The 23,459-nt window shown below is 42.8% G+C and carries 25 protein-coding genes; 24 read left to right on the top strand and 1 reads right to left on the bottom strand.

All coding sequences use genetic code 11. From position 1 onward, the window contains the following. The first annotated feature begins 57 nt into the window (after nucleotides 1–57). The 3 genes from DWB64_RS11550 (at nucleotide 58) to nhaC (ending at nucleotide 3,917) form a co-directional block, all read left to right on the top strand. Nucleotides 58–1,353: a sensor histidine kinase gene (locus DWB64_RS11550; RefSeq protein WP_129488399.1), complete on the top strand. Its 1,296-nt coding sequence runs from the start codon at nucleotides 58–60 to the stop codon at nucleotides 1,351–1,353. Beyond that, on the top strand, nucleotides 1,334–2,176 hold the full coding sequence (locus tag DWB64_RS11545; protein WP_129488398.1) for a response regulator: 843 nt from the start codon (nucleotides 1,334–1,336) through the stop codon (nucleotides 2,174–2,176). The genes DWB64_RS11550 and DWB64_RS11545 overlap by 20 nt, the downstream gene beginning before the upstream one ends. A 319-nt stretch (nucleotides 2,177–2,495) precedes the next feature. Continuing rightward, nucleotides 2,496–3,917 carry a Na+/H+ antiporter NhaC gene (gene nhaC / locus DWB64_RS11540; protein WP_129488397.1) on the top strand — a complete coding sequence of 474 codons (1,422 nt, stop codon included), beginning with the start codon at nucleotides 2,496–2,498 and terminating at the stop codon, nucleotides 3,915–3,917. 116 nt (nucleotides 3,918–4,033) lie between these two features. Here the strand turns inward: nhaC and DWB64_RS11535 are convergent, their stop codons facing one another. Beyond that, the gene (locus DWB64_RS11535) at nucleotides 4,034–4,531 is read right to left on the bottom strand and encodes a hypothetical protein (RefSeq protein ID WP_129488396.1); all 498 of its coding nucleotides are present in this window, start codon (nucleotides 4,529–4,531) and stop codon (nucleotides 4,034–4,036) included. Nucleotides 4,532–4,701: 170 nt separating this feature from the next. Between DWB64_RS11535 and DWB64_RS11530 the strand changes: the two genes are divergently transcribed. The 21 genes from DWB64_RS11530 to secF all read left to right on the top strand — a co-directional run bounded on the left by DWB64_RS11530 (nucleotide 4,702) and on the right by secF (nucleotide 23,459). Next, on the top strand, nucleotides 4,702–6,402 hold the full coding sequence (locus DWB64_RS11530; protein ID WP_129488395.1) for a B12-binding domain-containing radical SAM protein: 1,701 nt from the start codon (nucleotides 4,702–4,704) through the stop codon (nucleotides 6,400–6,402). Continuing rightward, entirely contained in the window at nucleotides 6,402–7,151 is a 750-nt protein-coding gene (locus DWB64_RS11525; RefSeq protein WP_129488394.1) for a hypothetical protein, read from the top strand. Before DWB64_RS11530 ends, DWB64_RS11525 begins: the two co-directional genes overlap by 1 nt. 10 nt (nucleotides 7,152–7,161) lie before the next feature. Further along, nucleotides 7,162–7,983, top strand: coding sequence for an NAD(+)/NADH kinase (locus DWB64_RS11520; protein ID WP_129488393.1), 822 nt, complete (start codon nucleotides 7,162–7,164; stop codon nucleotides 7,981–7,983). A 36-nt stretch (nucleotides 7,984–8,019) separates the two neighbouring features. Further along, nucleotides 8,020–9,141 (top strand): hypothetical protein, encoded by a 1,122-nt coding sequence (locus DWB64_RS11515; protein ID WP_129488392.1) that lies wholly within the window; start codon nucleotides 8,020–8,022, stop codon nucleotides 9,139–9,141. Further along, a complete protein-coding gene (locus DWB64_RS11510) occupies nucleotides 9,128–9,886 on the top strand; it encodes a ribonuclease HII (protein WP_129488391.1) in 759 nt (252 codons plus the stop codon). Before DWB64_RS11515 ends, DWB64_RS11510 begins: the two co-directional genes overlap by 14 nt. A gap of 1 nt (nucleotide 9,887) precedes the next feature. Next, the gene (locus DWB64_RS11505) at nucleotides 9,888–11,573 is read left to right on the top strand and encodes a hypothetical protein (RefSeq protein ID WP_129488390.1); all 1,686 of its coding nucleotides are present in this window, start codon (nucleotides 9,888–9,890) and stop codon (nucleotides 11,571–11,573) included. Between the two features lie 18 nt (nucleotides 11,574–11,591). Continuing rightward, a complete protein-coding gene (locus tag DWB64_RS11500; RefSeq protein ID WP_129488389.1) occupies nucleotides 11,592–11,861 on the top strand; it encodes an EscU/YscU/HrcU family type III secretion system export apparatus switch protein in 270 nt (89 codons plus the stop codon). Next, nucleotides 11,858–12,202 (top strand): YraN family protein, encoded by a 345-nt coding sequence (locus tag DWB64_RS11495; protein ID WP_129488388.1) that lies wholly within the window; start codon nucleotides 11,858–11,860, stop codon nucleotides 12,200–12,202. Before DWB64_RS11500 ends, DWB64_RS11495 begins: the two co-directional genes overlap by 4 nt. Nucleotides 12,203–12,216: 14 nt before the next feature. Next, entirely contained in the window at nucleotides 12,217–12,669 is a 453-nt protein-coding gene (locus DWB64_RS11490; RefSeq protein ID WP_129488387.1) for a hypothetical protein, read from the top strand. Nucleotides 12,670–12,691: 22 nt separating this feature from the next. Then, a complete protein-coding gene (locus DWB64_RS11485) occupies nucleotides 12,692–13,543 on the top strand; it encodes a response regulator transcription factor (protein WP_129488386.1) in 852 nt (283 codons plus the stop codon). Between the two features lie 141 nt (nucleotides 13,544–13,684). Further along, a complete protein-coding gene (gene ruvA / locus DWB64_RS11480; RefSeq protein ID WP_164980377.1) occupies nucleotides 13,685–14,281 on the top strand; it encodes a Holliday junction branch migration protein RuvA in 597 nt (198 codons plus the stop codon). 8 nt (nucleotides 14,282–14,289) lie between these two features. Further along, entirely contained in the window at nucleotides 14,290–15,324 is a 1,035-nt protein-coding gene (gene ruvB / locus DWB64_RS11475) for a Holliday junction branch migration DNA helicase RuvB (RefSeq protein WP_129488384.1), read from the top strand. 3 nt (nucleotides 15,325–15,327) lie between these two features. After that, the gene (locus tag DWB64_RS11470; protein WP_129488383.1) at nucleotides 15,328–16,629 is read left to right on the top strand and encodes a SpoIID/LytB domain-containing protein; all 1,302 of its coding nucleotides are present in this window, start codon (nucleotides 15,328–15,330) and stop codon (nucleotides 16,627–16,629) included. A 16-nt stretch (nucleotides 16,630–16,645) separates the two neighbouring features. Then, nucleotides 16,646–17,668, top strand: a complete 1,023-nt coding sequence (gene queA, locus DWB64_RS11465) for a tRNA preQ1(34) S-adenosylmethionine ribosyltransferase-isomerase QueA (protein ID WP_129488382.1) — start codon at nucleotides 16,646–16,648, stop codon at nucleotides 17,666–17,668. A gap of 9 nt (nucleotides 17,669–17,677) precedes the next feature. Next, nucleotides 17,678–18,796 carry a tRNA guanosine(34) transglycosylase Tgt gene (gene tgt, locus DWB64_RS11460; RefSeq protein ID WP_129488381.1) on the top strand — a complete coding sequence of 373 codons (1,119 nt, stop codon included), beginning with the start codon at nucleotides 17,678–17,680 and terminating at the stop codon, nucleotides 18,794–18,796. A 60-nt stretch (nucleotides 18,797–18,856) separates the two neighbouring features. Beyond that, a complete protein-coding gene (gene yajC, locus DWB64_RS11455; protein WP_129488380.1) occupies nucleotides 18,857–19,114 on the top strand; it encodes a preprotein translocase subunit YajC in 258 nt (85 codons plus the stop codon). 47 nt (nucleotides 19,115–19,161) lie between these two features. After that, nucleotides 19,162–19,299, top strand: coding sequence for a six-cysteine ranthipeptide SCIFF (scfA, locus tag DWB64_RS11450; RefSeq protein WP_129488379.1), 138 nt, complete (start codon nucleotides 19,162–19,164; stop codon nucleotides 19,297–19,299). 85 nt (nucleotides 19,300–19,384) lie between these two features. After that, nucleotides 19,385–20,749: a thioether cross-link-forming SCIFF peptide maturase gene (gene scfB / locus DWB64_RS11445; protein ID WP_129488378.1), complete on the top strand. Its 1,365-nt coding sequence runs from the start codon at nucleotides 19,385–19,387 to the stop codon at nucleotides 20,747–20,749. After that, entirely contained in the window at nucleotides 20,746–21,255 is a 510-nt protein-coding gene (locus tag DWB64_RS11440; RefSeq protein WP_129488377.1) for a gamma carbonic anhydrase family protein, read from the top strand. Before scfB ends, DWB64_RS11440 begins: the two co-directional genes overlap by 4 nt. A gap of 7 nt (nucleotides 21,256–21,262) precedes the next feature. Next, nucleotides 21,263–22,573 carry a protein translocase subunit SecD gene (gene secD, locus DWB64_RS19465; RefSeq protein WP_243118976.1) on the top strand — a complete coding sequence of 437 codons (1,311 nt, stop codon included), beginning with the start codon at nucleotides 21,263–21,265 and terminating at the stop codon, nucleotides 22,571–22,573. Between the two features lie 10 nt (nucleotides 22,574–22,583). After that, the gene (gene secF / locus DWB64_RS19460) at nucleotides 22,584–23,459 is read left to right on the top strand and encodes a protein translocase subunit SecF (protein ID WP_243118975.1); all 876 of its coding nucleotides are present in this window, start codon (nucleotides 22,584–22,586) and stop codon (nucleotides 23,457–23,459) included.

Raw genomic sequence — 23,459 nt, 5'->3', positions numbered from 1 at the left:
GGGCTGCAGTCAACTGCAGCCCTTATTTGAAGCACTCGTAAGGAATAGGGGTTAATTATGTTGAATTGGCTGAAAAAACATTATATACCGTTGATGATTGGAATAGCGATTATCGATTCGATTGCCACTCAGCTTTACTTGGAGCTTTTTTTGGGTGGCTTTAGAGTTTCGTTATCGGTAATACTGCTCCCGATTTTCCTATACTACAATCCAAAGGTGAATCCGATCGTACAGGCATTTTATATCATGACAATCGGTCTTGTCATGAGGAGCTTGTTCGGGCTATCATTATATGGTTCGCTTCTCGACGCCTTTATGATGGAGTATCCTACCTTTATTTTCGATTTGTCCTATGGAACCATCTACTACTACTTTTATACCAAATCAGAGAATGCGAACCTTTCAAGATGGTTCACTGTAATTCTTTTAAACGACTTCGCATCCAACGTACTTGAACTGTTATTTAGAACGAAAATCAACTCACTGGGTGTTTTCGGTGACATACCCATACTGCTTGTGATCGCCTGTGTGAGAGCAGTGAGCGCTATCACTATCGTATTGATCTTCAAATATTATACTTCGCTTTTAAAAAGGGACGAGCACGACTTGAGGTACAAGCATCTTGTCATGCTCACTGCCAATCTCAACAGCGAGACCTATCTGATGAAGCGCAACATGAGGCATATAGAATCTGTGATGAATGAAGCTTATTCCTTGTATGAGACTACGCAGAGCAGGAATAACGACATATCGAATCAAGCGCTCGAAATAGCCAAAGAAGTCCATGAAATCAAGAAGAATTACATTCAGGTGATTGATGGACTTGAGTCGGTGACCGGGAACGCACAGGAATTTGAAGTGATGAAACTTAAAGACCTATATAATATCCTTGAACATCACGGAAAACTGACCGCAGAACATTATAAGAACGTGGTGTTGAGTGTAAGGTGTAAGTCCAATTTCTATGTTAGAGAACATTATCTTGTGATGACGATTTTAAGAAACCTGCTTAATAACGCGATGGAGGCTGTTTCTGAAAATTCCTTCGGTATTGTCGAACTAGATGAATTTATTCATGATGAGTATTGTGTTATGATAGTAAAGGATAACGGCTCTGGAATACGCGAACGAAATCTCGATCATATCTTCGAACCCGGATTCTCCACCAAGTTTAATGCGATTACCGGAGATATCAGTAGAGGAGTCGGCCTAACGCTTGTTTGGGATATTGTCACAGATAAGTTTAAGGGTACGATCGAAGTCGAGTCAAAGGTTGGCTTAGGCACGTCGTTTGTGATCAAAATTCCTAGAAATCAAATTGAGGTAAATTCACATGAAATTTTTTATCGTTGATGATCATATTCAAATTGTAAGGATTGTTGAAAACATCATAGAGGATGCGGCGCTCGGTGAAGTGCTTGGTTTTGCGACGAGTGGTGTAGAGGCAGTCGATGAGATTCTACTTTTAAAACCCGATATCGTGGTGGTGGATTTTCTGATGCCCGGTATGGATGGTGCAAGGCTTGTGGAAACCATAAAATCAAAATTGGATAGTGTCAAGTTCATCATGCTGTCTCAAGTGTCCACAAAGGAAATGGTTCAAAAGTCATATGAGGCAGGAATCGAGTTTTTCATCGCAAAGCCGATCAATCAAATGGAGGTCACCAGAGTCATCAAGAATGTGATGGAGCAGATCGAGCTCTCTAGAAAGTTCGATATGATGAAGTCGTTTTTCAATGACAATGCCAGCCAGAATATTGAAACGCCATATAAAAAGATTCAAGACAATCAGATCGCAAAGCTAAAGATCATCTTTTCTAAGATTGGAATCATGGGTGAAGCTGGTGGGGATGATATTTTGAAGTTGTGCGAATACGTCATCGAAAATCCAGAGCTTCAAAGAGGACTTCGCATCAATGATATTTGCCAGTCCTTGTCCAAGCAACCAAAGGCCATGGAGCAAAGAATTCGTAGGGCGATCAATCGTGGTCTTGTCAATCTTGCAAATCTGGGTATAGAAGATTATATGAACGATACGTTCATGAGATTTTCGTCAACGCTTTATGATTTTGAAAGCGTCAAGGCTGAAATGGATTTCATCAGAGGCAACAGAAGCGGTGGAGGAAAAATCAGCGTTAAGAAGTTTATTGAGAACCTTTTACTGCATACAGAATAAAAAAAATACATAAAAATTAATTTTTAAAGCGCGAAAGCGCTTATTTTTATTGACACGGAAAGGGATTTATGCAAAACTATGCATATCGATACAGGTGGTAAACATAAGCATCGGCACCGAAACGGTACGGATGCGGCGAGTTGGATAATGCTTAAAGGCGTATGTGCATATTCATGCAATATATGACGAGAAAGTAAGAGGTGTTACAACGCGTTAAAATTTATATGTATTTTTATGAATTTTTTTGTAAGTCGCCTGTATACTAAGGATAACGTTTTCACATTGCGTGAGAACAGGATAAATAGGGAGGGGTTTCTATATGAAGCAAAAGAAAACGGCAACGCTGGGCATAGCACTTATTCCAGTAATTTTCTTAGTCGCGTTTTTAGCGTATGCCATGATGGTCAACAATGTTTGGGAGTCTGGTTGGATTGATGTACATATTCCACTACTTTCATCAGCAATGCTTGCAGTTGTAGTCGCAGTATTCGGACTTAACTACAAATGGGAAGAAATTGAAGAAGGTATCGTAGATATCATCAAGGCATCGATGGGTGCGATCCTAATTCTTATGATTATCGGTGTTGTAATCGGAACATGGTTGCAATCAGGTGTAGTTCCAGCGATGATCTATTGGGGACTACAAGTAATGAATCCAGCTATCTTCTTAGTTGCTACATTACTTATCACTTCATTCGTATCACTAGCAACTGGTTCTTCATGGACAACAGCTGCTACAGTCGGTATCGCTCTTATGGGTGTTGGTCAGGGTCTTGGTATCCCAACTGAGGTTATCGGTGGTGCTATCATCTCTGGCGCTTACTTCGGCGACAAGATGTCTCCACTTTCTGATACGACTAACCTAGCTCCTGGTATCGCAGGCGCTAACCTGTTCGACCATATCAGACACATGATTTACACTACTGGTCCGTCGTATGTTATCGCACTTATCTTCTTCGGAGTACTTGGTATCAAATACTCTCAAGGCGTTATCGATCAAGCGGCAGTAGACGGTATCACAACTGCACTTTCTAGCAGCTTCAACTTGAATCCGCTATTATTACTTGCACCAATCCTTGTAATCGGTATGGTTATCCTTAAGATTCCTGCGATTCCTGGCTTATTCTCAGGTGGTGTGATCGGTGCGATCTTTGCCTTCATCTTCCAAAAAGCTGACTTTAACAGTGTTATCGACTCTATGCACTACGGTTTTGGTATCGAAACTGGCAATGCTATCGTTGATGACCTTGTAAGCGGCGGCGGACTTGACGGTATGATGTGGACTGTATCTCTTATCCTTTGTGCCATGATGTTTGGTGGCGTAATGGAGAAAACAGGTATGCTTCGCGCAATCGCTCAAGCAATGCTTAAATTTGCTAAATCAACAGGTAGTCTTATTACAACTACAATCGTTACTTCTCTTATCATGAACGTCATTGCTGGTGACCAATACCTTGCAATCGTAATTCCTGGTAGAATGTACAAAGAAGAATACGACAAGCGTGGTTTGCATCCTAAGAACCTTTCAAGAACACTTGAAGACTGTGCTACACTTACATCTCCACTTGTCCCTTGGAACTCATGTGGTGCTTACATGATCGGAACACTTGGTTTAACTCCTTGGACTTACGTGCCATATACGATTCTTAACTGGGTTAACCCACTTATTGCAATCCTTTGGGGTTACACTGGATTCTCTATCGAGTATGTTGATTCTAAAGAAGAGACAAAAGCGGTATAGAAACGCCTATCAATAACAAATAAATTAAGCGGTATCAAGAGAAGTTAACTTTTCTTGATACCGCTTTTTTATTAAAAACGCCTGACAGCTTAGTTTGCTGCAGGCGTTTTCGTGTATCACACTGTGTCTTTAAAACTATCCGGATCTTTTTTGAAATAGACACGCTCGGACGAATCCTTGATTTTTCTGATCGCTGCAAGCATGTCGCTGACTTCACTTGCGAGGGACTCAAGATCTTCTTTTCTGATATTGTAATAAAGATATAAGTCTTCGAAGATACGGACAGTCTTTGCGATATCGGAGTCGATTTCAATGAATTTGTTGAAGTTTGAAGAATGCATGGCATTTTTGAACTGTTCGATATCGATTTTTATCAAGTCGATAATCTCTTCTTCAGATGCGAATTCTCCAATCGCCATGGCATAAGGTTTGACACGCTCAAAAAAATAAGTGTTGTCAGGGCGGATGTTGTAAATATATGCGATTTTTGTATCGTTGAACCTGAATTTCACGAAGGTCATGACACCTTGCAGGTCTAAAACTTTTGCTCCCATACTATTTAGTTCTTGTTTACACATATCATGGCGGATTAAACGCGAAGACATGATTGCCATGTGCCGTCCTCCTTTTATGGTGTTACACCCATCTAAATTACATTCCTGTTTATAAGGTACAATAAAGAGACGACGATATCAAGTGAATAAGCTTAAAAAGCCGTATATAAGTAGGTAAAGTCATGTTACAATTAATAAGGATTGACGATTAATAGAATAAGAGGTTCAATATGATTCAAATGATAGAGATCAATGCAAAGTTTGTCCACAACAACCTTGCACTGAGATATTTTAGGGAGATCGCATCAAATTACCATCTTCCTGTATTACATCAAAGTTTCACAATCAATCAGTCGGCAAACTTAATCTTAAGTGCGATTAGAGAAATGGATAGCCAAGTCTATCTGTTTTCTTGCTATATCTGGAATATCGACCTGGTTCTAAAATTGTCCAAAGCGATCAAGATGCTTGATAGCGCTGCTAAAATCATTCTTGGCGGGCCAGAAGTAAGCTTTCACGATGAGGACTGGCTGAAAAAACATGATTATATCGATGTCATTTTAAAAAATGAAGGCGAGACATGGTTTACAAAAATCGGTCAGCTTTATGAGTCCGACCCGAAGATGCTTCTTGCTTACCTCAGCCTGTTAAAGGGAATCGTAGCAGAACCAGCGCTCATGGATATAAGTGGACTAGGGGTTCCCTACACGGATTCGGAGCTTGAAACATTCAAGATTGCATATTATGAAAGCTCAAGAGGCTGTCCCTACACCTGCAGTTACTGCATGTCCGCACGAGGATCTAAACTGAGGTATAAGTCGATTGAACAGGTGAAGCTGGATTTAGCGAGGTTCTTTAGGGCGAATACCCCTGTGATCAAATTTGTGGACCGGACCTTTAACGCGCCGGTCGACCGAGCGATTGCGATCATGGACTACATCAAGGAAATCGACAATGGTGTGACCACCTGCCATTTCGAGCTGAGCCCCACACTTTTAAACGATAAGCTGATAAGTAAAATTGCGACACTACGTAAAAACCTGGTTCAGTTTGAAATCGGTATCCAATCGACCAATGAACGGACCATCAAAGCCATACAAAGAAACATGCCCATCAGCTCGCTTGCAATGGTCGAGAAACTCTGTGCTTTAGACAACTGCCATACGCATCTGGATCTGATCGCCGGTCTGCCTTACGAGGGTGTGGAGGAGTTTGAAAAAAGTTTTAACGATGTGTTGGCGCTTGGTCCTGACCATCTGCAGCTTGGAATGCTTAAAATCCTGCACGGTTCGCTGATTAAAGAGCAGCTTAAGGAACACGGGTATGTGTACGATGAGCATCCTCCTTATGAGTTTTACCAAAATCGTTATTTGAGTTTTTTGCAAAAGCAGGATCTGGTGGCCTGTGAAGAAGGTGTCGAATCCTATCATAATGCGGAGCTGTTTACAAATACTCTGGCTCATCTTTATAAAAGCATCGACTCACCTTACCGGTTTTATCAACAAATTGGTGCGGTGCTGATACATAATCAGCTACATAGTTTTCCCGATGGATTTGATAATCGGCTGATTTTGCTGCGTGACATGATCGTCGAGCATACGTCTTCGACGGTGGAGATGGTGGAAGGTTTATTGGCGTTTGACCTTTTGAACGTGAATCAGAAACTACCGAAGAGCCTATCCCACATGCGGGTGGAAACCCATGGCAAATGGCATGATGTGATAAGGAATCATCCTGAGATGATCCCAACCTCACTCAAAGAGCAGTCTGCTAAGCAGTTGATCAAGCTTATGACGGTCTTTAAGTCCAACTATCATATTTTTGAAAAAAGAATGACTGACGATGAGCTCTATTATGTGAAGTTCAAAAATGACGAAGCAATCAGACTATTGGATACGGCAAATGTAAAAGAGTTGAAGGAGTTCTACTAATGAAAATACTACTTGATCTGTTTGATACGAACTATACTGCGTTTAAAAAGACAAACAAACTTATCGGCGAACACCATCTGCTCATGTATGTGGGTCTGATCTACGGACCGCTCGTGTTTGCAACCTCTTACCTGGGTTCGATGCTGCCTTTGTTCGGTCTGATTGTGACGCTCTTGGGTTATGCGCTGGTGCTTTCCAATTATTTTTATCTGATTGACAGAGCGACTTCGGGCTATAAGACTGAGTGGGATGATGTCAAGAACGGATTTACGGTCTATATGCGAAAAATATTCGGAATCATGTTCATCTTTTGGGTGGCCAATCTTTTAATACAGCTTCTGGTGGTTCCGCTGGTGTCTGGATTTATAGGCTTTGCGCTTAGCCTTTTATTTATGATCGCTTGCTTTGTGGTGTTCAATGCGCTACCAGAAGTGACTTATAAGAAGCATCACAGTGAAATGGACAGCGTGAAGTACTCAATGAGTTTTGTTAAGGTCAACCTGCTCGAATGGTATGTGCCGAATATTCTGCTTTTTGCTGCGAATTATTTCATCTATCAGGGACTGATGATTGGCTTTAGCAAGGTTTTTGTAAATTTACCAAGCGCAGTAGCACAATCCTTATCCATTGTCGTCTTAATCGTAGTATTGCAGTTTACATTGGGGTATACGATGATATATAGAGGTCTATTGTTCTCACGACTTGATTCGACGACTAGACAAAAACGTATGTTCCAAAGAGGAAAGTAATGAGGTAGATATGAAACGTGTGATGATTCACCACAACTATAAGCCCGAAAGTTTGGGGGCTAAAAAGAACTTGATCAGATTATTGAAGCAAAAGCATTTTATCATAGTCGACCATCGTCCGGAGCTTATCATCGTCATCGGTGGTGACGGAACCATGCTAAGCGCTGTCAGGACGCACCGGGAACTGCATGTGCCATTTATTGGGATCAACACAGGCAGTCTTGGCTTTTTACCGACAGTGGGGCCTACAGAGCTGGAAGGATTAGTGAACTCGCTAATTAAAAAGGACTATCAGATTCAAAATTACCCGCTGCTAAAGGTGACATGTGCTACGGTCAACGGCAACACTGTGGTGAACTACGCTTTCAATGAGATACTGATCAAGCACCTTGAACCGCGACTCATGGAAGTGAAGCTTTTTATCAATAACAAGCCCTTCAACTATTTCACCGGAGACGGGTTCATCATCTCAACTCCCATAGGGGCGACCGGATACGCCATTTGGGCGGGAGGGGTCGCAACACATTCAGAGCTGCCTGTTTATCAGGTGACACCGCTCAACCCCAATGACAATTCCATCAATCGGCCGCTTAAGACCAGCATGGTCGTACCGATGGATACCGTTTTTGATTTTAAAGTGGTTAAAGCCAAAAGCAGAGAGGTTATCGTAGCATGTGATGGTGCGAAGGTGTCCAACGACTACATATCCGAACTGAATGTCTGTGTAGCCGATGACAGCATCAAAATATTACGTCTAAGCGAATTTGATTATTACGAGTTTTATCGAAGCAAGATCATAGATAAGAACATCAGTAGGTCTTTGGACGATTAAGTGGAATTAAGTCATGAAAAATTATGGAGAAATAGAATGAGTGTAAAACAACTGATTGAAGAAAAAAAAGAACAGATTTATTTTATAGAGCTTAATAAGGATTTAAACCTTAAGAATGCTGTAATTCCAAAAGGTCTTGACCTACCTGTCGACCAAGACGCCCTTACAGGTGTCGTCACCTTGGGAGAAGAGGGATTCGACTTCAGAAAAATCTTAAGGGATGTATGCCTTGTCATCGGTCTTGATCCGCAGTTCACCCATCGTAAAACCTATATCGAGCTGGTTAAGGGTATGGTGGAGAATCCTTTCAGCTACTGCATGCACTTAGGGATAGAAGCCAGCAACAACCGTGAATGGATAGAAGCCATCTCGTTTTTTAAAGCCGCTGTGGTTTTCGATGAAGAGCATATCGACAGTTACTACAACATAGGCAAAGCATATTACGCGCTTTACCATGCCAATAGTGAACTTAAGGACACGCTTGTGCTTGCCAGAAATGCATTTCAAAGAGCGCTTAAAATTGAAGATAAGCCAGAAATTCTTTACTATCTCGCATTTATCGCCCACCATCAGGAAAAGTTCATCGAGAGTGAGGCGTTTGCCAAAAAGGCGCTTGCCGGCAATTTGGATGAAGCTTATGCTCAAGATCTGATCAGTAAGATGCCTATCATCGAGGATAAGGCGCTTTATGAAAAAGGATTCAGACTGATCGTCGAGGAAAGGTTCCAAGAGGGTTTAGAAGCGCTGCTCTCCATTAGCGAGCACAGTGAGGACGATTGGAGAATAAACTTCTTCTTAGGCCTTGCCTATAGGGGGCTTCAAATGCTTCCAGAAGCGATCATGCATCTTAACAAGGCAAGGGACCTGAATCCGATAGAAGATAGGATCTATAACGAGCTTGGAATTGTCGGGATGCTGATGGGTGAGTTTCATGATGCGAAGCTCTATCTGATGGACGGACTAAAGCATAAACCGCTCAATTACGAAATTCTTTGTAATTTGGCTATCCTTCATATCGAGACTCAGGAACTGGAGCTTGCCAAGAAGTTTATCGATGAAGCATATGATATCAATAATGAGGATGCGATAGTCATTCAAACCAAGCAGTATATCGATAAGCTGCTTACACAGGGTGGAGAATCAAATGACAGTCAGTGAAATTAAAAAGATAATGGCAGATGCCGACCCTGCACAATGGGCCATGCTTGTCGATAAATACATGTGCGACGAAAGGGCTTCGGTTCAGAAGATGGCTCAAGGTCTTCAAAAGAAAATCGATCTCCATGAACGAAGGGTCGAAAAACTCAATAGAATGACAGCCTTCGATCGTGAAATGTTTGCTTTTGAAGGGGCAGTGGCAGGTGTCGACGAGGCAGGTAGAGGTCCGCTTGCAGGACCAGTTGTCGCGGCCGCCTGTGTGATTGAGTGGCATATCGACCTGCTCGGAGTGGACGATTCTAAAAAACTCTCCGAAGAGGAAAGAGAAAGACTCTTTGAGCTTATCAAAACGCATGCCGTCTCTTATGGTGTTGGTATCGTGGATGCTGCGACAATCGATGAAATCAACATATTAGAAGCGACAAAAGTCGCCATGTATCAGTCGATTCACCAGTTGGGAGATTCCTATCAGGCTGTGATAACCGACCATGTCAAATTGGATGCCATTACAGAGCCGCTCGCACCGGTTGTGAAAGGTGATGAAAAGAGTCTGGCAGTCGCCGCCGCATCGATTCTAGCGAAGGTGACAAGGGACAGGATGATGAAGGATTATGACCTTCAATACCCTGGGTATGATTTTAGCGTACACAAAGGATATGGCACGAAGATGCACTATAGAGCGCTAGAAGCCTTAGGTCCCTCTCCGATACATAGAATGACATTCCTAAGGAATATGGAGTGGTAATATGCGTATTCAACCAGGACTTTTAATCGAATTGAAAAAACTGCTTTCGGATTCTCAGACGACATCCGACAAGGGAGCGGTAGCTGCGCTTAAATCGGGCGAGAAGGTGACGGCCGTTATCTTAAGTGTGCTCGATGAATGGGTAAGCCTTGATATAAAAGGTCAGGTGGTCCACGCCAAACACGTTGGAAGCGAGGTGCTCGTCGAAAACGAAACGGTCACCTTAGAAGTGGTCGAAACGGATGGCAAAAGAGTGGAGGTCAAAGTACTTGGTCAACAACAGCAGCCGGACGGAAAGGCTGAGCTTGAATTTCTTTTAAAAGAACAGCTCTCAAAATTAGGGGCTGCGACCACGCCGAGGAACATGATCATCCTAAAGGCGATGCATGAACAAAACGTGGTTATCGAAAAGCAGAGTTTTCAGACGCTTCAGCAGAACCTGTACTACCTGCAGCAAGGCGCTGAAAAATTAGGCGAGCAAGGTGTTAAGCCGAATGTCGACTGGCAACTGGCCCCTAAGGAATTCTTAGAAGTGTTGTCAAAAGCGGCTTCTGAAGTAATGACATCCTCTGTCAAGGTCTCTGACGGGCAAACCAGTCAGTTGAAAGCTGAAGGGCTTGTCCAGGCGGTTGAAAGCGATAAAACACAAGTAACTTCTGTCGTTAAGGGGGCTGATGCAGCGACTGCTCCTATTAAGCAAGAAACACAAGTCACTATGCCCTCTCAGCAGCCATTGGATGCTTCGAAGGTTCCTCTTGATGTTCAGTCTAGGCAGAACAGCCAGTCAGACCAGGTCGATATTCAAATCAGAAACATGATATCAAGTGAATCCGGGGCTGGTCAGCCTGTTAAGAGTTCTGAGCATATGGTATTAAAGCATTTTAAGGAAAATTTGACCGAGGCATTAAAAACCACTGTCAATTCAACTGAAAAAGCGGCACAGACGATCGCATTCATGACCAAACACGATGTACCGATGACGGTGCTAAACACAGTAGTGGTCAATCGATTTTTGACAGGTAAGTTAGGCGTTTTTTCGGGGATTGAGAATGTATTTGAAGGTTCAAAAGAGGCATTGCCTGAGGAGTTAAATGAACGGCTGGCAAAACTGATTCAAAAGCCGCTGAACTGGAACGACTTACCGGATAAACTGGATGGGAAGCTGCTCAAAGAACTGTTGGAAGAAGTGGATACACTGCAAAAGTCGCTTCAACAAAGTGTGATCAAGAGCCAGACGGGTGAAAAGAACGAGCAGCTTGAACTGATTAAACAGACACAGAACCTTTTAAGCGAAAGCAGTATGAACTGGCACGCGCTTTATCTTCCGGTTCAGGTTCAAAGACAACTGGAAGATGTCGAGGTCTACATCAAAGGGGATTCAAAGAAAAAAGGTGCGCTTAATCCCGACGACGGGTTGATCTATATCGCGCTCCATACAAAGAACATGTCTCTTGTCAGAGTCAAAATTCATCTGCAGCCAGACTTCATCAAGCTTGATTTCATCGCAGAAGACGCTGAAGCGCTCCTATTCATGAAGGACTATGTCAATGAACTGGCAAAGCGGTTGGGTCCTCTAACAAAGAAAGAAATTCTAATCGATTTTTCTGCGAAATTCGACGAGCCTAATTTAGCCGAGCTTGAAAAAGTCGATGTGATTGGAGCATCGTCTTTTGATGTTCGGATATGATGACAAGGAGGTGTTTCGGTGGATAAGAAGGAACGGGTTGCAGCAGCCTTAGGATACAATCGGGACAGCGACCAGGCGCCAAAGCTTTTAGCTAAAGGCAGGGGGCATATCGCCGACAAGATCATTGAGATAGGACAGGAGAACGATACACCTGTTTATCAGGATGAACGATTGTCAAAACAGCTGCAACACCTTGAAGTCGGGCAGATGATTCCCGAGGACCTATATAACGTGGTTGCAGAGGTGCTTGTGTTTATCAGTAAGATGGATGCGAGGTTTAAAAAATGAGCCGAAAAATCGGAACGGAAAAAGAAGAGGAAGCCTTGCTATTTCTTCAAACTATGGGGTATAAAGTACTTGAACGTAATTTTCAAACGAAGTTCGGCGAAGTGGATCTCATCTGTATCGACGAGGACTGTCTGGTATTCGTTGAAGTGAAGTATCGTGAGAAAAGCGATTTTGGAAGAGCGTATGAATATGTGACCCCGGCAAAAATCAAAAAGATAAAAAAAGCCGCATGGGCTTATATAAAAAAACATGCATGCCATCTGCCTGATTCGTATAGGTTGGATGTGATAGCAATTGACGGCGATGAGGTATCGTATTTTAGAAATGTACCGACAGAATAGTAAAAGGGGATAGTATGTATACGTATGATCTTAAAGGGAAAGTGGTAGCAGGAGTAAGCTGCGGAGTATTTGTTGCATTTGCAGTACTGGTAACAGGAAATATCTATAAGATAGGACTGGCGCTTGTGGCACTTTTGTTATTGAAGGATTTCATCAGCGTGATGACAACCGAGTATAAGGTTGATGAGAAGGGTTTATGGAAAAAGGATATTTTTTCCAATCAATTGGTTTGCGACTGGCACAGTTTGGAATTTATGACCATTACGAAAAAGAACAAGGAATGGGTTGCCCTTGTCAGTGAAAAAGAAATGAGTTACCTGAAAAAGCATATTGAAGGAAAACGCGAACTGCTATTGGAGATAATCTCTTTTGCCAGAAAAAACAAGGATTTTGCTGTTCACGATGAGATTAACCATAGATACCAGCTGAAACTAAAGCTAAACGATGAAGGAAAACTGATGAAGTAGCTCTGAGTCTGAAGGAGGCTTTATGTGCAATATTCTTGTCTATGATACGACATTCTATATTAGAAACCGAATAAAGGAATTGGTCGCTAAAATGGATTGCACTACTGTAGAAGTGACGACCACGCAGCAGCTCCTTGCAAGTCTTAGCGCTCCTGAGACTGTGGATCTTATCATTATGGACATAATGATTCCCGGTGAAGACGGATTCGCACTTGTCAAATCGATTTCTGACATGCTTCATGGTATTCCTATTGTGATCTTAACATCTGAAAACAAACGGGCATCGTTTGTCAAAGGGATTCAAATGGGTGCTGCGGACTATATCCTAAAACCCTTTGAGGATGATTTTTTAAGTAGCAGAATCAAGGAACACGTTACAAAATCTAAAAATAGGATGACTGAGACACGTGAAGCAGATAAGAATATCGATCTACATCAGTATCTTACCCGTGAACTGATAGTTGCAAAAAAAGCCAATTATCAAGTGTCTTTATTGTTCTCCATCTTTCATAAAAACACCAAAGAAACGAGTTCATCCAACGAGAGGGAGTATCAGCGGATATCGGAATACTTGCTACCGCGACTGGAAGATGCGACTTTTGAACAGGACTTGTTTGTAGCATATGGCAGCCAGAGTTTTATCGGTGTGCTTCCGATGTGTAGTGAAGAAAACAGATCGCTTGTGGATGAGAAGTTCATAAGAGTGTTTTCGAATCTTAAGCTGACCAATAAGGCACTCGCCAATTATCGGTTATACAATGTATTCGTCACATTCCCATTTGACGGAGAAACCAAAGACGAGATTTTTTCTAAACTACTGACTAAAACAAAGTATTTTATGGATAACGAAAAAATTGAAATCGTGGATATCTGATAGAATAGTTTTCCCATGACTCCTTAAGCAATGAGTAGGCAGTGTCCTGCTCTTTGCTTAAGGAGTTTTTTCGTGGAATCGAATGTATGTTTGTGGTATTATAAAGATAGTTGAAGGAAAATGACAATAGTAGAGGTGTTTATGTATAGATATATTAAAGGCGAAGTCGTAGAAAAGGGATTGGACCATATCGTGCTCGATGTAGGCGGTATCGGCTATTACCTGTCGGCGACAACCACTTCGATAACGCATGTCAAGCTAGGTGAGGTTTCAAAGCTATACACAAAGCTGATGATCAAAGAGGACGAGCATTCCTTATGCGGATTCACAGATGAAAACGAGCTTATCTTCTTTGAACATCTGATCAGTGTGAGCGGCATAGGTAAAAGAGTCGCTATGGGAATGCTGTCGAATGAATCGTATGCGAGAATCATGGAATGGATTATCACTGCAAATGAAAAGATGCTTACCGGTCTGCCAGGGCTCGGTAAAAAGACATCGCAACGAGTGATCGTCGAGCTGAGAGATAAGCTCAAAAAGACATACGGTGCGGATTTGAAGTCCGCAGGAAGTTTCAGCGAAGGTGTGATGGTATCCTCATCTGAAGATGTCATGCTTGCTCTTTTAGGGCTAGGATTCAAAAAAGATGAAATCAACAGCATGTTAAGTGGCGTTGATCTAGCGACATTGAGCGTGGAAGACGCGATCAAGTATGCGCTGACACATAACAGAAATTAGAGGCATTTATGGAATTCAAGCGTATAGTGACTCCCGATTTATCCATTCAAGATCAAGAAGCCGAGGTGACACTCAGACCTCAGCTCCTATCGGATTACATCGGTCAGGAAAAAACAAAAGAGAAACTGAATATATTCATCGATGCTGCAAAGATGCGAGACGAGTCCTTGGACCACGTGCTCTTATACGGACCTCCAGGTCTGGGTAAAACCACTCTTTCTACGATTATAGCCAACGAGATGGGTGTCAATGTGAAGATCACTTCGGGGCCTGCGATTGAACGTCCGGGTGACCTTGCCGCAATTCTATCTAATCTTCAACCGAATGATGTACTGTTTATCGATGAGATACATCGACTTAATCGAGTGATTGAAGAGGTGCTTTATCCTGCGATGGAGGACTTTTGCCTTGACATCATCATAGGAAAGGGCCCCGCGGCAAGAAGTGTACGGATTGATCTTCCTAGGTTCACCTTAATCGGTGCTACCACTAGGGCTGGGCAGCTTACGTCTCCCTTAAGAGACAGATTTGGTGTGATCTGCAAGTTAGAATTATACGAAGATGAGGAACTGGCAAAAATCGTCAAGCGGTCTTCAGACATACTAGGAGTCCATATTGATGAAGATGCAAGTTATGAGATAGCAAGAAGAAGCAGGGGAACACCTAGGATTGTGAACAGACTGCTGAAAAGGGTTAGAGACTACAGCATGGTCAAGGGCGACGGCATCATCGATATGGACATCTCAAAGGCTGCGCTCAACATGCTCGAGATCGATCCCTTGGGGCTTGATTTTGTCGACCGAAAGTTATTGCATGCGATTGTCGAGAAATTCGACGGGGGTCCTGTGGGAGTCGACACACTTGCCGCAAGTACCGGTGAGGAACGTGAGACCATTGAAGATGTCTATGAACCGTATCTGATGCAGATCGGATTTATCGCACGTACACCAAGAGGTCGTGTGATGCTCAGAAGGGGTTACGAACATATTGGATTGTCATGGAAGGAACAGAATCAGCTCGCCCTGGACATACTGGAGGAATAAGCGATGAAACGAAGTATGATATTCATATTACTTATTGTCATCGTCCTGTCAGGAGTGGCATACGGAGCGAGCGACGAAGATTACATTAAGGTCGGACTGATTCAGAAAAAGGAGACTTACTCCTCCTTCAGTCTTGTTTTTGAAGGCGCGCACTTTATCAAGACAAGCGTAGGAGCTTCGGAGACCCTGATGTCTATGGATGCAGGTGCTAGTTATACAGTCAAGCTGGATACCGGTGTGATCGGACTGTATCAGAATGAGCTGCACATCATCGATTTGAAGTCTGATGAATCGGTAGTATTACCGACTGTCGATGGAGACTTAAGCATAAACGGAGTGCGCTATCGTGGTGGAGTCAGTGTGCACCTTAACTCGGATAAGACATTGACGATTATCAATCAAGTGAAGCGGAGCAGTTATCTATTTGGTGTTCTACCAAAAGAAATGTCGCCCAGTTGGCCTTTAGAGGCCTTAAAGGCCCAGGCTGTGGCTGCGAGAACCTATGTTGAGACACAGCAGGGAAGGCATGCGGCAGGCGGATATGATGTATGCGACACTGTTCATTGTCAAGTGTACGGTGGATATTCGGTAGAAGGAAACCTTTCCAACGAAGCTGTTGTGGCGACAAAAGATCAGATTATCACCTATAACAATAAACCGATCACCGCCTTCTATCATTCCAACAGCGGCGGTTACACAGAAAATAGCGAAAACGTATATATGTCAGCGCTTCCTTATATCAAAGCCGTATATGATCCTTATTCCATAGGCCAGCCCAATGATTTTTGGGTTGCAAGCTTCACAGAATCGGAAATTGCGAGCGTTCTATCAAAATCGGGTCTGAACGTCGGTAAAATTACAGGTATCACCTCACGCGGCACAGCCACATCGGGTAGGACCACTCTTTTAGAAATTGCTGGAACTACGGATACGGTACTGCTTGAAAAAGAAAAGGCGAGACAGATTTTTGGATATACCACCATCAAATCGATGTTGTTTAATGTTTCAAAAGGTGATAAGATAACAGTGCTGTCTTCAGAGGGCATGCATTCCAAAAGCCTTGACGGCATGGTGGTGATGGCTGCTTCTTTAGAACGTAAAACAATAAACGAGAAAGCTTCGGTTTACAACGGAAGCACATTTGAAACCATAGCGACAGGCGGTAAGGATTATAGTTTTATTGGAAAAGGCTATGGTCACGGACTGGGTATGAGTCAGTGGGGAGCGAAGGCAATGGCCGAAAACGGGCTCCTTTATGAAGATATCCTGCACCATTACTATACGGATGTTGTTATATTTAAGTAAGTAGAAAGGTGATACTGTGAAAACCAGTGATTTTTATTTTGATTTACCTGATGAGCAAATAGCGCAAACGCCACTTGAAAATCGCAGTTCATCTAAACTGATGGTCTTAAATAGAAAAAACCATACGATAGAGCATAAGGTTTTTAAAGATATTCTAGATCACTTAAACAAGGGTGATTGTCTGGTACTTAATAATACAAGGGTTCTACCAGCAAGGTTATTCGGTCAAAAGGATACAGGTGCGACAGTCGAGTTCTTACTTTTGACAAGAACAGGAACCGATGAGTGGGAATGTCTTGTTAAGCCGGGTCGAAAAGCCAAAGTAGGAGCAAAGTTCGTCTTTGGTGATGATCGCCTAAGAGGTGAGATCATAGGACTCGGAGAAGAGGGCACTAGAATCATCAAGTTTGAATACGAAGGAGTATTCGAGGCTGTGTTAGATGAACTCGGCACGATGCCGCTTCCACCTTACATTACAGAAAAGCTAGAGGACAGCGAAAGATATCAGACTGTTTACAATAAGCATTCAGGATCTGCCGCCGCACCGACAGCCGGACTGCATTTCACCGACGAATTGATGAAGGCGATTGAAGAAAAGGGCGTCAAACTAGCATATGTGACGCTTCATGTCGGTCTTGGAACGTTCAGACCTGTTAAGGTGGACGATGTCAATGACCATCAGATGCATGCCGAATGGTATGAACTTGATGAGCCAAACGCTCAAATCATAAAAGAAGCGAAAATGACAGGAAATAGAATCGTAGCTGTTGGAACGACAAGTACAAGAACACTCGAGACTATCGGTTCGAATCATGGAGAAGTTGCTCCTTGTAGCGGATGGACTGATATTTTTATCTATCCCGGCTATGAATTTAAAATTGTCGATGCGCTGATCACAAATTTTCATTTGCCTGAATCAACGCTATTGATGCTTATAAGTGCGCTTTATGACAAAGAAGAAATCATGAAAGCATATCAGGTTGCTGTAGCTATGAACTACCGATTCTTTAGTTTCGGCGATGCGATGTTTATTGAGTAAGGAGAGAAAATGGCTGTTAAATATGAATTGATTAAAACCTGTAAGCAATCCGGTGCAAGGCTGGGTAGGCTTACCACTCCGCATGGAGTGATTGATACACCGATTTTTATGCCTGTTGGTACAAAAGCGACCGTGAAGGCGATGACACCGGAAGAAGTAGAGGGCTTAGGCGCTCAGATCATACTAAGCAATACCTATCATCTATACATGAGACCTGGACACGACCTTATCAAAGAGGCAGGCGGACTACATAAGTTTATGAACTGGAATAAGCCGATCTTGACAGACAGTGGCGGATTTCAGGTGTTCAGTCTGGGAAGTTTAAGAAAAATAAAGGAAGAGGGCGTGGAGTTCAGATCCCATATTGACGGGTCGAAGCACTTTATCTCACCTGAAAAGGCTGTCGAGATTCAAACTGCGCTCGGATCGGATATCATGATGGCTTTTGACGAATGCGCACCGTATCCTGCAGAACACGATTATGTTAAAAAGTCACTTGAACGTACTACAAGATGGGCCAAGCGTTGCAAGGACGCCCATACCAATACTGAGAACCAGGCATTGTTCGGTATTGTTCAAGGTGGTATGTATAAGGACCTACGTGAGCAAAGTGTTAGGGAGCTTGTAGCGCTTGACTTCCCGGGCTATGCTATTGGCGGTCTGAGCGTTGGAGAACCAAAAGACCTGATGTATGAAGTGCTCGACTATACAGCACCGCTCTTACCGGAAGACAAAGCTAGGTATCTGATGGGTGTAGGTAGTCCTGACGCTTTATTTGAAGGCGCGATCAGAGGGATTGACATGTTCGACTGCGTGCTTCCTACACGAACTGCGAGAATGGGTACTGCGATGACCTCTGTCGGTCCTGTATCGATCAAGCAGGCCAAGTACCAGAGAGATTTCACAACGCTTGATGCGGAGTGTGAGTGCTATACTTGTAAGAACTATACGAAAGCGTATTTGAGACATCTTTACAAAGAAAATGAGATATTAAGTGCGAGACTATTCACGATCCACAACCTACATTTCTTAATCAACTTAATGAGCGAGATCAGACAAGCCATCATGGATGACCGTCTACTTGATTTTAAAAATGAGTTTTTCAAAAAATATGGTTACGAATCGTAGTATTTATTGAGTTTTTTTAGTAGAATAGTATAGGAAAACTAAAATTTTAAGGGGGCTTACATGGGCTACACGACAATATTACTTTATCTAGCAATGATTGGTGGACTTTGGTATTTTATGATCAGACCACAAAAGAAGAGACAGAACGAACTTAAGACAATGAGAGACGCACTTGCAGTGGGTGACGAAGTTGTTACAATCGGCGGTATCGTAGGTAAGATCGCAGTAGTGAAAGAAGATGACCTTCATTTGACAGTAGGACACAATTCTGAAATTATTGTTGTTAAAAAATGGGCGATTGGTACGACTAACAAATAGCCTGTAGCCGCAATAAGCGGTTTACATATACTAAGGGAGGAAACGACATGAAACATATTCAAACATTAACATCTGGGAACTTAAAAGAAGACTTAAGCAAAATCGGATGTGGCGAATGTCAGACTTCATGCCAGTCTGCATGTAAAACGTCATGTACTGTTGCTAACCAAGAATGTGAAAGATAACAAAGCAGCTAACGCTGCTTTTTCTTTGTTTCATAGATTAGCGAATTCGACCCCCTTGGTAAGACACATAAGTTAGGAGAAAATTATGATTCATCAATTTAAGAAAAATGGATGGTTTTTTGTGCTGGATGTAAACAGCGGCGCTGTTCATAGTGTTGATGAGCTCGTTTACGATTTGTTGCCTGGATATGGCAAACATTCTAAAGAAGACATCATTAAAGAATTTAGCGGTAAATACGAGACAAGTCTTATTGAAGACGCGCTCGGCGAAATAGATACACTAAAAAGCGAAAACATGCTGTTTACTGAAAACACGTATGTGTCTTCAGAAAAGTTCCTGCACCGTGAGCCGGTTGTGAAAGCCTTATGCCTGCATGTCGCGCACGACTGCAATATCAGATGTGAATACTGCTTTGCAGCCCAAGGGAATTTTGAGGGTGAAAGACTTTTAATGCCACTTGAGATCGGTAAGAACGCACTTAAGTTCTTGGTGGAAAGATCTGGTAGCAGACGTCAGCTAGAAGTCGATTTGTTCGGCGGAGAACCGCTCATGAACTGGGAAGTATGCAAGCAGCTTGTCACTTATGGTCGTGAACTTGAAAAAGAATATAATAAAGTCATCCGTTTCACGTTAACGACGAACGGTACGCTTTTAGACGATGAGAAAATCGAATACATCAACGAGAACTTCCATAATGTCGTGCTTAGCATCGATGGTAAAAAGGAAACGAACGACAAGATGCGCCCGACCGTCAACGGTAAGGGAACCTATGATATCATCGTTCCAAAGTTTAAAAAGCTGATTGATGGAAGAGGCGGAAAGTCATATTACGTAAGAGGGACGTTTACGCGTCATAATTTGGAATTCGATAAAGATGTGATCCATCTTGCTGATCTTGGATTCACAGAGACTTCTGTGGAACCTGTAGTAGGCGACCCGAATGATCCGTTTACAATCAGAGAGCAGGATCTAGTGCAGGTGTTTGAGTCCTATGACCGTTTAGCGGAAGATATGGTCAGTAAGCTTGGTACAGAGAATGCATTCAGATTCTTCCACTTCACAATCGACTTCAGTCAAGGTCCTTGTCTGATCAAAAGGGTTTCAGGCTGCGGTGCCGGGTCAGAGTACTTGGCGATTACACCTGAGGGCGATATCTACCCTTGTCATCAGTTTGTTGGAAATGAAGATTTCAAGCTGGGCAATATCACAGAAAAAAGTTTTGATAACTCAATGACGAGCGACTTCCACGAGGCTCATGTTGAGAACAAAGAAGCTTGTAAGGCATGTTGGGCAAAATACTACTGTAGTGGTGGTTGCCATGCCAATGCCTATAATTTTAATGATTCATTATTCAAGCCTTATGAAATAGGTTGTGAAATGGAAAAGAAAAGAATAGAGAATGCGATTTATTTGCAGGCAGAGACAGTTACAAGGGGGTCTAAGCAGTGATAACGAACTACTTGGCGCATCGACCGATCGTACCACCATCTGCGTTTGTCGCTACAAGCGCGAGCGTTGTCGGTAAGGTGACCTTAGGGGATGATGTGAATGTATGGTACGGTGTGGTGATACGCGGGGATGTCAACGATATCAGCATAGGCAGTAGAACCAATGTACAGGATAATGTTGTTATCCATGTAGCCGACAAATATCCGTGTGTGATTGGTGAGGGAGTCACCATTGGACATGGGGCGATCGTACATGCTTGTACGATCGAAGACAATGTCCTAGTCGGAATGGGTGCGATAGTATTGGATGGCGCTCATGTAGAGAAAAATGTCATCATTGGAGCGGGAACGCTTATCCCACCAGGTAAGAGAATACCTGCTGGCAGTCTAGTTGTAGGATCGCCAGGTAAGGTAGTCAGAGAACTTACAGAAGAAGAGATCACATCGCTTGAGCATTCGGCGGAAAAATACGTAGCATTGTCCAAATCATACAAGACGAACGAGTAGGTGACTTATGACTTTTAAACAAAGAGCGGTACTTATACTAATTTTGTTATCCATGGTGGTAATGACCACATGGGTGGCATTTGGTTTCAACCTAGGCTCAATGCAGGTGGAACCTCTGGTATCACAATTAAAGCTTGGCCTTGATATTGAAGGCGGCGTGGTAGTGGTTTATGAAGTAGTTACTGAGGAGACAGGCGATGACCTTAAAGTTCTGATGGAACAGACCAAACTGGTTCTATCACAAAGAATCAACGCCCTGGGCCTGACAGAACCGAATATCTATATCGAAGGCCTGGACAGAATAAGAATTGAGCTTCCTGGAGTTGCGAATGCGCAAGAAGCATTAAAACTAATCGGAACGACTGCACAACTTCAGTTCGCACAAGTTAAAAACGGCGTCGGTGTAAAGGCCGGTGAACTATATGACCCTGAAAAGATGGATTTGATCTTTAACGGTGAATATGTAAAAAATGCAAAATTATCAGCGGACCAGTATAACAATCCGGCTGTAAGCCTTAGCCTTAACAGTGAGGGTGCGGACATGTTTAGAGTCGCAACTTCTGAATCGATTGGTTTTACCAATGGTTTACCTGACAGAAGCAACGGACAGATCGCGATCATCCTTGATGGCAAGATCATATCCGCACCATCAGTAGGTGTGGTTATAGCGGATGGTAACGCTCAAATTACAGGGAACTTCACAGCACAAGAAGCGCAAGAACTTGCACTACTTATCAGAGGTGGAGCGCTTCCAGCAGAGCTTGAGGAGCTTCAGACATCAGCAATCGGACCTACACTTGGTCGTGATGCGCTTGATTCAAGTTTAAAAGCCGCAGCGGTTGGTTTTACTTTGGTCATTTTGTTTATGGTCGGTTATTATAGGTTACCGGGGCTAGTTGCAAGCTTTTCGCTTGTACTATATGGTGCGATCATCATGATGCTTATGGTTTCGCTACATGCGACATTGACACTACCTGGTGTTGCGGGTATCGTATTATCCTTAGGTATGGCTGTAGATGCGAATGTCATTATCTTTGAGAGAATCAAAGAAGAGCTAAAAGAAGGAAAGACCCTTAAGGCATCACTTGGGCATGGTTTCTCTAAAGCGCTCAGAACGATTACGGATTCGAACATTACAACTCTTATTGCCGCAGTAGTATTGTTTAATTTTGGTGAGGGTGCGATAAAAGGATTTGCTGTAACGCTTATGCTTGGTATTGTTACGAGTATGTTCACAGCAATCATCATCACGAAAACTATTCTTCATCAGTTTTCTCATTCAAAATTCTTAACAAACACTAAATTATACGGCGCATAAAGGGGAGCAAATGATGAAATTTACTAAGCATTATAAAATCTTCTTCAGCGTATCAGGGCTGATCATTGTTCTTGGTCTTGTAATGGCACTAATTGCAGGATTCAATCTAGGCATTGACTTTAGTGGCGGTACGATGATTCAAGTGGAGTTCAACCAGTCGATTGATCTTGACGAGGTTAAGGATTCTATCAAAGAGTTCAATCTTAGCCCGGATGTCATCGCAATAGGTACAGAAAGCAACGAGGCGATGATCAAGACGTCGGTTTCGCTTAATAATGATCAACGAATGGAAGTCTTTTCAAAATTGAAGTCAGAATTTGATATCACAGACGATACACCCCGTGAATCAAAACAGTTCGGTCCGTCCATCGGTGACGAAATAAAAAAACGCGCAGTCTATGCGATTATTCTAGCAAGTGTCGGTATGCTTTTATACATTACCTTTAGATTCGAGTGGAAGTTTGGCGTCGCTGCGATCATCGCACTGATTCACGACGTCCTTATTCTTCTTTCCATTTACGCGATATTCAGAGTGCCTGTAAATTCAGCCTTTATCGCTGCAGTACTCACCGTGGTGGGTTACTCTATCAATGATACGATCGTTGTATTCGATAGGATCAGAGATAACGTGAAGTATGCGAAGACGACAAACTACTTTAGAATTGCTGACGATAGTTTGAATCAAACGGTAGTCCGTTCGATCAACACATCGTTGACAACCTTATTGGTTATCGGCGCACTTTACTTCTTAGGCGTAGAATCGATCAAGGAGCTTGCATTCCCTTTACTTGCCGGTGTAGCCGCAGGAACGTATTCGTCAATCTTTATCGCTAGCCCTGTATGGGTACTACTAAAGAACCTAACAAAAAAACGAGCAAAAGCTTAG

The sequence above is a fragment of the Fusibacter sp. A1 genome (assembly GCF_004125825.1).
GTDB lineage: Bacteria > Bacillota > Clostridia > Peptostreptococcales > Acidaminobacteraceae > QQWI01.
This window is presented reverse-complemented; position numbering and strand designations above follow the sequence as displayed.